A 13,140-nucleotide genomic window follows, 5' to 3' on the forward strand; every position below is an offset into this window, starting at 1 on the left:
CGCTCTCATGCGAGCTTTTTTTTTAACTGTAAAGAAAAGAGGTGGCCATATGGCAGACCATTATTTTTCTAACGACCCTTCTAGTAAAAGTGATCGTAAGCGATGGGAGTTTGCCCTTCGTGGATCTCGATTTACTTTCTTATCTGATCATGGGGTGTTCTCGAAAAACGAAGTGGACTTTGGTTCCCGTCTTTTAATTGAAGCGTTTCAAATGCCAGATATTAAAGGTAATATATTAGACGTAGGTTGCGGATACGGTCCTATTGGTTTGTCGTTAGCGAAAGAGTTTCAAGGTCGTGAAGTTCACATGGTGGATGTGAACGAGAGGGCACTTGGGCTTGCGAAAGAAAACGCCGCTAATAACAAAATCGAGAATATACGTATTTTTCAAAGTAGCGTCTATGAAAATGTAGATGGTAAGTATGCTGCTATTCTATCTAACCCTCCGATTCGTGCGGGTAAAGATATCGTACATGAGATTTTAGAAAAAGCTGTGGAGTATTTAGTTCCAGATGGAGAGCTTTGGATTGTTATTCAAAAGAAACAAGGTGCACCGTCTGCGCTAAAAAAACTAGAAGAAGTATTTTCTGAAGTTGAGGTTGTAGAAAAGAAAAAAGGATATTATATCATAAAATCAAAAAAACGTTGACGGTTATTTTTGGCTATGTTAACATTATACAATGCCAATATATGATTTTCTGCGTTGAGAAAGATGTATATTTTTGTTTCTCTTGGAAAAGATAGTAAAATCAGCAGATTATGAAACAGAATGATGGTTTTCTTATAGAAGCCATTTTTCTTTTTTGAGCAGGTAGAAAGACTCAACGTATTTATCTTTAAGAGAAAGAGACTACGCTAATAGCAGTAGTTGTATTTATTTGTGATTTTGCACAAATTTTTTTGTGCATTTATAATACTCATGATTTGAGGGGTGAAGCAGTTGACAGGTCAACTAGTTCAATACGGACGCCACCGCCAACGAAGAAGTTATGCCCGTATTAGTGAAGTATTAGAGTTACCAAATCTTATCGAAATTCAAACCTCTTCTTATCAGTGGTTTCTTGATGAGGGTTTGCGAGAAATGTTCCAAGACATTTCTCCGATTGAAGACTTTACGGGAAATCTATCGCTTGAATTTATCGACTACAGCTTAGGTGAACCTAAATACTCTGTAGACGAATGCAAAGAGCGTGATGTGACGTATGCAGCACCACTTCGTGTAAAAGTGCGTCTAATCAACAAGGAAACTGGTGAAGTAAAAGAACAAGATGTGTTCATGGGAGATTTCCCACTCATGACAGAGACTGGAACATTCGTAATTAACGGTGCAGAACGTGTTATCGTTTCCCAGTTAGTTCGCTCTCCAAGCGTATACTATAGTGGCAAAGTGGATAAAAACGGAAAACGTGGTTTTACTGCTACTGTAATTCCAAACCGCGGAGCTTGGTTAGAGTATGAGACAGATGCTAAGGATGTTGTATATGTGCGTATTGACCGTACGCGTAAACTTCCTGTAACTGTTTTGTTACGCGCATTAGGGTTTGGCTCTGATCAAGAAATCACCGAGCTTTTAGGTGATAACGAATACTTAAGCAACACATTAGAAAAAGACAACACAGATAGCACAGAAAAAGCATTGCTTGAAATTTATGAGCGTCTACGTCCTGGTGAACCACCAACAGTAGAAAATGCTAAGAGCTTACTTGTGTCTCGTTTCTTTGATCCAAAGCGCTACGATTTAGCAAATGTAGGTCGCTATAAGATCAACAAGAAGTTACACATTAAAAACAGATTGTTTAATCAACGTTTAGCTGAAACATTAGTGGATCCAGAAACTGGTGAAATTTTAGCGGCAGAAGGAACAATCTTAGATCGTCGTACACTTGATCGCATTTTACCTTACTTAGAGAAAAACATTGGATTCAAAACAGCGAAACCAATGGGTGGAGTGGTAGAAGGCGATGTTGAGCTGCAATCTATTAAGATTTATGCTCCTGAGTCGGAAGGCGAACGCGTAATTAATGTAATTGGTAATGCAAACATTACTCGTGATGTGAAACACATCACACCAGGTGATATCCTTGCTTCTATCAGTTACTTCTTCAACCTACTATACAAGGTAGGGGATACAGATGATATTGACCATTTAGGAAACCGTCGTCTGCGTTCTGTTGGAGAACTGTTACAAAATCAATTCCGTATCGGTCTTTCTCGTATGGAACGTGTTGTTCGTGAGAGAATGTCGATCCAAGATACAAATGCAATTACACCACAGGCACTAATTAATATTCGTCCTGTTATTGCATCTATTAAAGAGTTCTTCGGAAGTTCTCAGTTATCTCAGTTTATGGACCAAACAAACCCATTAGCAGAGTTAACTCACAAACGAAGACTATCTGCATTAGGACCTGGTGGTTTAACGCGTGAGCGCGCAGGCTTTGAAGTGCGTGACGTTCATTACTCTCACTACGGTCGTATGTGTCCGATTGAAACACCAGAGGGACCAAACATCGGTTTGATTAACTCATTATCTTCGTTCGCGAAAGTAAATGAGTTTGGTTTCATTGAAACACCATACCGTCGTGTTGACCCAGAAACTGGTCTTGTAACAGGGCATGTTGATTACTTAACAGCAGATGAAGAAGATAACTATGTTGTAGCCCAAGCGAATATGAAATTATCTGACGAAGGTGAATTCCTAAGTGAAGATATCGTAGCTCGTTTCCGTGGTGAAAACATTGTCACAAATAGAGAACGCATCGACTACATGGATGTATCTCCAAAACAAGTAGTGTCGGCAGCGACAGCTTGTATTCCGTTCTTAGAAAACGATGACTCTAACCGCGCACTTATGGGAGCGAACATGCAACGTCAGGCGGTTCCGTTAATGAATCCGGAATCTCCGATTGTAGGTACAGGTATGGAGTACGTATCAGCAAAAGACTCAGGTGCTGCAGTAATCTGTAAACATCCTGGTGTTGTTGAGCGCGTAGAAGCACGTGAAGTTTGGGTACGTCGCTATGTAGAAGTTGACGGTCAAACAGTAAAAGGCGACTTAGATCGCTACAAAATGCAAAAATTCATTCGTTCTAACCAAGGAACTTGTTACAACCAACGTCCAATCGTAAGTGTTGGAAATGAAGTTGTAAAAGGTGAAATCCTTGCGGATGGTCCTTCTATGGAATTAGGTGAACTAGCACTTGGACGTAACGTGCTTGTTGGCTTCATGACTTGGGACGGTTATAACTACGAGGATGCGATCATCATGAGTGAGCGCCTTGTAAAAGATGATGTGTACACTTCTATTCATATTGAAGAATATGAATCAGAAGCTCGTGATACGAAGCTTGGACCAGAAGAAATTACACGTGACATTCCAAACGTTGGGGAAGACGCATTACGTAACCTTGACGAGCGCGGTATCATTCGCGTTGGTGCTGAAGTAAAAGATGGAGATTTACTTGTTGGTAAAGTAACACCTAAAGGTGTAACAGAATTAACAGCTGAAGAACGTCTATTACATGCTATCTTTGGAGAAAAAGCGCGTGAAGTACGTGATACATCACTACGTGTACCACACGGTGGTGGCGGTATTATCTTAGACGTAAAAGTATTCAACCGTGAAGATGGCGATGAATTGCCACCAGGCGTGAATCAACTTGTACGTGCATATATCGTTCAAAAACGTAAAATTTCTGAAGGTGACAAGATGGCCGGACGTCACGGTAACAAAGGTGTTATTTCTCGTATTTTACCAGAAGAAGATATGCCTTACCTACCAGACGGTACGCCAATCGATATCATGTTAAACCCATTAGGGGTACCATCTCGTATGAATATCGGTCAGGTATTAGAGCTTCATCTTGGTATGGCAGCAAGATACCTTGGCATTCACATTGCAACACCAGTATTCGATGGTGCTCGTGAGGAAGATGTTTGGGGCACAATTGAAGAAGCTGGTATGGCAAATGACGCGAAAACAATCCTGTATGACGGACGTACTGGTGAACCATTCGATAACCGCGTATCTGTTGGTGTCATGTATATGATCAAACTTGCGCACATGGTTGACGATAAACTTCATGCTCGTTCTACTGGACCATACTCACTTGTAACGCAGCAACCTCTTGGAGGTAAAGCTCAGTTCGGTGGACAGCGTTTCGGTGAGATGGAGGTTTGGGCACTTGAAGCTTACGGTGCTGCTTATACTCTTCAAGAAATCTTAACAGTGAAGTCTGATGATGTTGTTGGACGTGTTAAGACTTATGAAGCAATTGTTAAAGGCGAAAATGTTCCAGAACCAGGCGTTCCTGAATCATTCAAAGTATTGATTAAAGAGCTGCAAAGTTTAGGTATGGACGTTAAAATGATGTCTAGCGACGATACAGAAATTGAAATGCGTGATACAGAAGATGACGATGATCATCAATCAGCAGATAAATTGAATGTCGAAGTTGAGACAACTAAGGAATAATTGGGATAACCTGTAGACTAAAAGGGAGGTAGGCCCCTTGATAGATGTAAATAACTTTGAATATATGAAGATTGGACTTGCTTCACCTGACAAGATTCGTTCTTGGTCATACGGTGAAGTTAAGAAACCAGAAACTATTAACTATCGTACGTTAAAGCCTGAAAAAGATGGCTTGTTCTGTGAGCGTATTTTCGGACCACAAAAGGACTGGGAATGTCATTGCGGAAAATACAAACGTGTACGTTATAAAGGTGTAGTTTGTGATCGATGTGGCGTTGAAGTAACGCGTGCAAAAGTACGTCGTGAACGTATGGGTCATATCGAATTAGCTGCTCCTGTATCTCATATTTGGTATTTCAAAGGTATCCCGAGCCGCATGGGACTTGTCTTAGACATGTCCCCTCGCGCGCTTGAAGAAGTAATTTATTTCGCTTCTTATGTTGTAACAGAAAGTGGAGATACACCACTTGATAAGAAGCAATTACTTTCTGAAAAAGAATACCGTGCATATCGTGATCGATATGGTAGCACATTCCAAGCTGCTATGGGTGCAGAAGCAATTAAAAAGCTACTACAAGACATCGATTTAGATAAAGAAGTAGACTTCTTAAAAGAAGAATTAAAAACAGCACAAGGACAACGCCGTACTCGTGCTATTAAACGTCTAGAAGTATTAGAAGCATTCCGTAACTCTGGAAATGAACCGTCTTGGATGATCTTAGATGTTCTACCAGTAATCCCACCAGAACTACGCCCAATGGTACAGTTAGACGGTGGACGTTTTGCTACTTCTGACTTAAACGACTTATACCGTCGTGTAATTAACCGTAACAACCGTTTAAAACGTCTATTGGACTTAGGTGCACCAAGCATCATCGTTCAAAACGAAAAACGTATGTTACAAGAAGCTGTAGACGCATTAATCGATAATGGTCGTCGTGGCCGTCCAGTTACTGGGCCAGGTAACCGTCCATTAAAATCACTATCTCACATGCTTAAAGGTAAACAAGGACGTTTCCGTCAAAACTTATTAGGTAAACGTGTTGACTACTCTGGTCGTTCTGTAATCGTTGTAGGACCGAACTTAAAGATGTATCAATGTGGATTACCAAAAGAAATGGCGCTTGAACTGTTCAAACCTTTCGTAATGAAAGAGTTAGTTGAAAAAGGATTAGCACATAACATTAAGAGTGCGAAACGTAAAATCGAGCGTGTACAACCTGAAGTTTGGGACGTTTTAGAGTCTGTGATTAAAGAACATCCAGTACTTCTAAACCGCGCACCAACACTTCACCGTCTTGGTATCCAGGCGTTTGAACCTACATTAGTAGAAGGTCGCGCAATCCGTCTTCACCCACTTGTATGTACTGCATACAACGCGGACTTTGACGGTGACCAAATGGCCGTTCACGTACCTTTATCATCAGAAGCTCAAGCTGAAGCTCGTCTTCTTATGTTAGCGGCACAAAACATCTTGAACCCGAAAGACGGTAAACCAGTTGTTACTCCATCTCAGGATATGGTATTAGGTAACTATTACTTAACACTTGAGCGTGAAGGTGCAATCGGTGAAGGTATGGTCTTCAAAGATGCAAATGAAGCATTGCTTGCATATCAAAATGGATATGTTCATCTTCATACACGTGTTGCAGTAGCTGCAAGTGCAGTAAACAACGCAACATTTACTGAAGAGCAAAAGAGTATGCTTCTATTAACAACAGTTGGTAAATTAATATTTAACGAAATCTTACCAGAGTCGTTCCCTTATATTAATGAACCAACAAATTCAAACCTTGAAAAAGAAACACCAGCGAAATATTTCGTTGAAAAAGGTGCGAACATTAAAGAAATTATTGCTAGTCGCGAAGAAGTGGCGCCATTTAGCAAGAAGATCCTTGGTAACATCATTGCGGAAGTGTTCAAACGTTTCCAAATTACAGAAACGTCTCGCATGCTTGACCGTATGAAAAACTTAGGATTCAAGTACTCTACAAAAGCTGGTATTACAGTTGGGGTATCTGACATTCTTGTATTAGGCGAAAAAGATGAAATTCTCCACGAAGCACAAGCAAAAGTAGATAATGTAATTAAACAATTCCGTCGCGGTTTAATCACAGAAGAAGAACGTTACGATCGCGTTATCTCTATTTGGAGTAATGCAAAAGATGTTATCCAAGGAAAACTGATGAAATCCTTGAATAAACGCAACCCAATCTTCATGATGAGTGACTCAGGTGCCCGTGGTAACGCATCTAACTTTACTCAGCTTGCTGGTATGCGTGGTCTTATGGCCAATCCATCTGGTCGTATCATCGAACTTCCAATCAAATCGAGTTTCCGTGAAGGTTTAACAGTACTTGAGTACTTCATCTCTACGCATGGTGCGCGTAAAGGTCTTGCCGATACAGCACTTAAAACTGCCGATTCTGGTTACTTAACACGTCGTCTTGTTGACGTTGCACAAGATGTAATCGTTCGTGAAGATGATTGTGGAACAGATCGCGGTTTATTAATTGGTGCGATTAAAGAGGGTAATGAAGTTATCGAGTCATTATATGATCGTCTTGTTGGACGTTTTGCAAGAAAAACTGTAAAACATCCTGAAACAGGTGAAGTATTAGTTGCTGAAAATCAATTAATTACTGAAGATATCGCTCATATCGTTGAAAATTCGGGTGTTGAAACTGTAAACATTCGTTCAGCGTTTACGTGTAACACTCGCCACGGTGTATGTAAGAAGTGTTACGGTCGTAACTTAGCAACTGGAACAGACGTAGAAGTAGGAGAAGCGGTAGGTATTATCGCAGCTCAATCTATCGGTGAGCCAGGTACACAGTTAACGATGCGTACATTCCATACAGGTGGGGTTGCCGGAGATGATATTACTCAAGGTTTACCTCGTATCCAAGAGATCTTCGAAGCTCGTAATCCGAAAGGTCAGGCAGTTATCAGTGAAATCGACGGTGTTATCGCAGCGATCAACGACGTTAAAGATCGCCAAGAAGTAGTTGTACAGGGTGAAGTTGAAGCTCGTACGTATGCTATTCCTTACGGTGCTCGTCTGAAAGTAACTCCAGGACAGCCAATTAGCCACGGTAAAGAGTTAACAGAAGGTTCTATTGATCCGAAAGAATTACTAAAAGTAACGGACATTACGGCGGTTCAAGAATACTTATTACGTGAAGTTCAAAAAGTATACCGTATGCAAGGGGTAGAAATTGGTGACAAACACGTAGAAGTAATGGTACGTCAAATGTTACGTAAAGTTCGTGTAAGTGATGCAGGTGAAACAGATGTATTACCAGGAACATTACTAGATATCCATCAGTTCACTGATGCGAATGCTAAGGTCTTACTGCAAGGTAAGCAACCAGCAACAGCTAGACCTGTTCTACTTGGTATTACAAAAGCTTCACTTGAAACAGATTCATTCTTATCTGCAGCATCGTTCCAAGAAACAACTCGTGTCTTAACTGATGCAGCAATTAAGGGTAAACGCGATGAACTTCTAGGATTAAAAGAAAATGTTATTATCGGTAAACTTGTTCCTGCTGGAACAGGTATGAATCGTTATCGCAAAGTGGATCTTGTAAAAACAACACAAGATGACATGAATGTAGAAAACGATGAGGTTTATGTGGAACAGTAAAATTTTCCGGCATAAATTTTGTATAAAAACAATTAATCTTAGTTGACATTGTATGAGTCAAAATGTTACTATAATCAAGGTTGCTCCTGAACGATGCTTTGGAGGATATTTATATGTCTTATCAAAAAGTATCAACTGCTGAAAATGTAGTCGTTGGTCATAAACGTACATTGGAGGCAATCAAAAATGGTACAGTTAAAGAAGTTGTCATCGCAGAGGATGCTGACATGCGGTTAACCCATGCTATCATTCGTGTTGCAATGCAATATAACGTGCCCATAACAAAAGTTGAATCAGTTCGTAAGCTTGGTAAAGCTTCGGGGATTCAAGTGGGAGCTTCAGCAATAGGAATAATAAGTTAAAACTGTTTTTGTGAGGAGAGAGCATTTGCTCTTCCTTGCAAAAACTTTGTTTTCAACTAATAATGAACCACCTGGATATGTGGTCATACAAACATGCGAAGGGAGGATAATCAAATGCCTACTATTAACCAATTAGTGAGAAATGGTCGTACTGATAAAGTATGGAAATCTAAATCACCTGCGTTAAACAAAGGTTTTAACTCTTTAAAGAAAAAATCAACTGATATCTCTGCACCTCAAAAACGTGGTGTATGTACTCGTGTTGGTACAATGACTCCAAAGAAACCTAACTCAGCGTTACGTAAATACGCTCGTGTACGTTTAACAAACGGTATCGAGGTTACAGCTTACATCCCAGGTATCGGTCATAACCTACAAGAGCATAGCGTAGTATTAATTCGCGGTGGTCGTGTAAAGGATTTACCGGGGGTACGTTACCACATCGTTCGTGGTGCGCTTGACACAGCTGGTGTTGACAAACGTATGCAAGGACGTTCTAAATATGGTACTAAGAGACCAAAACCTGCTAAAAAATAATAACTTTAAAATGAAAGGAGGAACTCAATATGCCTCGTAAAGGACCTGTTGCGAAACGTGACGTGTTACCAGATCCAATGTACAATTCGAAGCTAGTAACACGCCTTATCAACAAAATGATGGTTGACGGTAAAAAAGGTAAATCTCAAACAATTCTTTATAATGCGTTCGATATCGTAAACGAACGTACTGGTAAAGAGCCAATGGAAGTATTCGAGCAAGCTCTTAAGAACATCATGCCTGTTCTTGAAGTACGCGCTCGTCGTGTTGGTGGTGCTAACTACCAAGTTCCAGTTGAGGTTCGTCCAGAACGCCGTACAACTTTAGGTCTTCGTTGGTTAGTAAACTACGCTCGTCTTCGTGGTGAAAAAACTATGGAAGAGCGTCTTGCTAACGAAATCTTAGATGCAGCTAACAACGCTGGTGCATCTGTTAAGAAACGTGAAGACACTCATAAAATGGCAGAAGCTAACAAAGCATTTGCTCATTACCGTTGGTAGGATTCAACGTAAAATAAATGTAAGCATAAACCGCTTTATTTGTCGCTTATGGAAGTGTGGAGAGGGAGAATGCCTCTCCCTTTCATCGGGCGCTCGTTTTACATAATGAGAGTACTGGACATACTGACATGTGTAACAATATAAAGTGGCTTTTTTGCTACTTAAAATAAAAAAATCCAATCCATATATGGAAGGAGCAAGACACCAAATGGCAAGAGAGTTCTCTTTAGAAAACACTCGTAATATTGGTATCATGGCTCACATCGATGCTGGTAAAACAACAGCAACTGAGCGTATTCTGTACTACACAGGACGTATTCATAAAATCGGTGAAACTCACGAAGGTGCATCTCAGATGGACTGGATGGAGCAAGAGCAAGAGCGTGGTATCACAATTACTTCTGCTGCAACTACAGCACAATGGAAAGGTCATCGTGTAAACATCATTGATACTCCAGGACACGTAGATTTCACAGTAGAAGTAGAACGTTCTTTACGCGTACTTGATGGCGCTGTAGCGGTACTTGATGCGCAATCTGGTGTAGAACCACAAACAGAAACTGTTTGGCGTCAGGCTACTACTTACGGCGTACCTCGTATCGTATTCGTTAACAAAATGGATAAGATCGGTGCAGATTTCTTATACTCTGTAGGAACAATCCACGATCGTTTACAAGCAAACGCACATCCAATTCAGTTACCAATCGGTGCTGAAGATGAGTTCAATGGTATCATTGACCTTGTTGAAGAGTGTGCTTACATGTACGGTAACGATTTAGGAACAGACATTCAACGTGTTGAAATTCCTGAAGAGCACAAAGAATTAGCTGAAGAATACCGTGGAAAACTTATTGAAGCGGTAGCTGAGCTTGATGAAGAAATGATGATGAAGTACCTAGAAGGTGAAGAAATCACTGTAGAAGAGCTTAAAGCTGGTATCCGTAAGGCTACAACTTCTGTAGAATTCTTCCCAGTAATCTGTGGTTCTGCATTCAAAAACAAAGGTGTTCAAATTCTGTTAGACGCAGTTATCGACTACCTTCCATCACCACTAGATGTACCTGCTATTAAAGGTACTCTACCGGATACAGATGAAGAAGTAGAACGTAAGTCTAGCGATGAAGAACCATTCGCAGCTTTAGCATTCAAAATCATGACTGACCCTTATGTTGGTAAGTTAACGTTCTTCCGTGTGTACTCTGGTGTGTTAAACTCTGGATCATACGTGAAAAACTCAACTAAAGGTAAGCGTGAGCGTGTAGGTCGTATCCTACAAATGCACGCTAACAGCCGTGAAGAGATTTCAACAGTTTACGCTGGTGATATCGCTGCTGCTGTAGGTTTAAAAGATACTACTACTGGTGATACTCTTTGTGACGAGAAGAGCCTTGTTATCCTTGAGTCTATGGAATTCCCAGAGCCAGTTATCTCTGTAGCTATCGAACCAAAATCTAAAGCTGACCAAGATAAAATGGGTACAGCATTATCTAAGCTTTCTGAAGAAGATCCAACATTCCGTGCTCACACTGACCAAGAAACTGGCCAAACTATCATCGCTGGTATGGGTGAACTTCACCTTGATATCATCGTTGACCGTATGCGTCGTGAATTCAAAGTGGAAGCAAACGTTGGTGCTCCTCAGGTAGCATACCGTGAGACTTTCCGCGCTGCTGCGAAAGTTGAAGGTAAGTTCGCTCGTCAATCTGGTGGTCGTGGACAATTCGGTCACGTTTGGATTGAGTTTGAACCTAACGAAGAAGGTAAAGGATTCGAATTCGAAAACAAGATCGTCGGTGGTGTAGTTCCTCGTGAATACATCCCAGCTGTTGGAGCAGGTCTTGAAGATGCACTTAAAAATGGTGTACTAGCTGGTTATCCACTAGTTGACATTAAAGCTGCATTAGTTGACGGATCTTACCATGATGTCGATTCATCTGAGATGGCGTTCAAAATCGCTGCATCTATGGCACTTAAAGCTGCGGTTTCTAAATGTAGCCCAGTAATTCTTGAGCCAATGATGAAAGTTGAAGTTGTAATTCCTGAAGAGTACATGGGTGACATTATGGGTGACGTAACATCTCGTCGTGGACGTGTAGAAGGTATGGAAGCTCGCGGTAACGCACAAGTTGTTCGCGCTATGGTTCCACTTTCTGAAATGTTCGGTTATGCAACGTCATTACGTTCTAACACTCAAGGACGCGGAACATTCTCTATGGTGTTTGACCACTATGAAGAAGTACCAAAGTCTGTTTCTGAAGAAATTATCAAAAAAAATAAAGGTGAATAATTGATTTTTATCGATTGTTCAAGTATAACTACTTATGTAAGCTTAGAAAGTGGGACGTAAGTTTCACTTTCTAGTCTAAATATAAAATAACCTATATAAACTAAGGAGGAATTTAGAATGGCTAAAGCTAAATTCGAACGTTCTAAACCCCATGTTAACATCGGTACAATCGGCCACGTTGACCATGGTAAAACTACATTAACTGCTGCGATCACTACAGTTCTTGCAAAAGCTGGTGGTGCTGAAGCACGCGGATACGATCAAATCGATGCTGCTCCAGAAGAAAGAGAGCGCGGTATCACAATCTCAACTGCACACGTTGAGTACGAAACTGAAACTCGTCACTATGCACACGTTGACTGCCCAGGTCACGCTGACTATGTAAAAAACATGATCACTGGTGCTGCTCAAATGGACGGCGGTATCTTAGTAGTATCTGCTGCTGATGGCCCAATGCCTCAAACACGTGAGCACATCCTTCTTTCTCGTCAAGTAGGTGTTCCTTACATCGTTGTATTCTTAAACAAATGCGACATGGTAGATGACGAAGAATTATTAGAATTAGTAGAAATGGAAGTTCGCGACCTATTATCTGAATACGGATTCCCAGGCGACGACATTCCTGTAATCAAAGGTTCTGCTCTTAAAGCTCTTCAAGGAGAAGCTGATTGGGAAGCAAAAATCATTGAATTAATGGCTGAAGTTGATGCTTACATCCCAACTCCAGAACGTGAAACTGACAAACCATTCTTAATGCCTGTAGAGGACGTATTCTCTATCACAGGTCGTGGTACAGTTGCTACTGGTCGTGTTGAGCGCGGTATCGTTAAAGTTGGTGACGTAGTAGAAATCATCGGTCTTGCTGAAGAAAATGCTTCTACAACTGTAACTGGTGTAGAGATGTTCCGTAAACTTCTTGACCAAGCTCAAGCTGGAGACAACATCGGTGCTTTACTTCGTGGGGTTGCTCGTGAAGACATCCAACGTGGACAAGTACTTGCAAAAAGCGGTTCTGTAAAAGCTCACGCTAAATTCAAAGCTGAAGTTTTCGTATTATCTAAAGAAGAAGGTGGACGTCACACTCCATTCTTCGCTAACTACCGTCCTCAGTTCTACTTCCGTACAACTGACGTAACTGGTATCATCCAATTACCAGAAGGTACTGAAATGGTAATGCCTGGAGACAACATCGAAATGACTATCGAACTTATCGCTCCAATCGCTATCGAAGAGGGAACTAAATTCTCTATTCGTGAAGGTGGACGTACAGTAGGTTACGGTGTAGTTGCTACTATCGTTGAGTAATCTTAACTGATATAAAAAAACCTAAG

The 13,140-nt window shown here is 40.9% G+C and carries 8 protein-coding genes; all 8 read left to right on the forward strand.

Going from position 1 to position 13,140, the window contains the following annotated elements:
* Nucleotides 1–49: 49 nt before the first annotated feature.
* On the forward strand, nt 50–649 hold the full coding sequence (locus ACTFRU_RS28430; RefSeq protein WP_000763265.1) for a class I SAM-dependent methyltransferase: 600 nt from the start codon (nt 50–52) through the stop codon (nt 647–649).
* Between the two features lie 291 nt (nt 650–940).
* Nucleotides 941–4,474, forward strand: coding sequence for a DNA-directed RNA polymerase subunit beta (gene rpoB, locus ACTFRU_RS28435; RefSeq protein WP_000147553.1), 3,534 nt, complete (start codon nt 941–943; stop codon nt 4,472–4,474).
* A 37-nt stretch (nt 4,475–4,511) separates the two neighbouring features.
* The gene (rpoC, locus tag ACTFRU_RS28440) at nt 4,512–8,123 is read left to right on the forward strand and encodes a DNA-directed RNA polymerase subunit beta' (protein WP_000567939.1); all 3,612 of its coding nucleotides are present in this window, start codon (nt 4,512–4,514) and stop codon (nt 8,121–8,123) included.
* A 113-nt stretch (nt 8,124–8,236) separates the two neighbouring features.
* Complete coding sequence (locus ACTFRU_RS28445; RefSeq protein WP_000121837.1) at nt 8,237–8,485, forward strand: 50S ribosomal protein L7ae-like protein; 249 nt, start codon at nt 8,237–8,239, stop codon at nt 8,483–8,485.
* A 114-nt stretch (nt 8,486–8,599) separates the two neighbouring features.
* Nucleotides 8,600–9,022 (forward strand): 30S ribosomal protein S12, encoded by a 423-nt coding sequence (gene rpsL, locus ACTFRU_RS28450; protein WP_001142341.1) that lies wholly within the window; start codon nt 8,600–8,602, stop codon nt 9,020–9,022.
* Between the two features lie 29 nt (nt 9,023–9,051).
* Nucleotides 9,052–9,522: a 30S ribosomal protein S7 gene (rpsG, locus tag ACTFRU_RS28455; RefSeq protein WP_001137491.1), complete on the forward strand. Its 471-nt coding sequence runs from the start codon at nt 9,052–9,054 to the stop codon at nt 9,520–9,522.
* A 208-nt stretch (nt 9,523–9,730) separates the two neighbouring features.
* The gene (gene fusA, locus ACTFRU_RS28460) at nt 9,731–11,809 is read left to right on the forward strand and encodes an elongation factor G (RefSeq protein ID WP_000090370.1); all 2,079 of its coding nucleotides are present in this window, start codon (nt 9,731–9,733) and stop codon (nt 11,807–11,809) included.
* Between the two features lie 117 nt (nt 11,810–11,926).
* Complete coding sequence (gene tuf / locus ACTFRU_RS28465) at nt 11,927–13,114, forward strand: elongation factor Tu (protein WP_001029614.1); 1,188 nt, start codon at nt 11,927–11,929, stop codon at nt 13,112–13,114.
* The last annotated feature ends 26 nt before the right edge of the window (nt 13,115–13,140 follow it).

Origin of the sequence: Bacillus cereus group sp. MYBK220-1, assembly GCF_051916445.1 — a bacterium.
GTDB classification, from domain to species: domain Bacteria; phylum Bacillota; class Bacilli; order Bacillales; family Bacillaceae_G; genus Bacillus_A; species Bacillus_A cereus.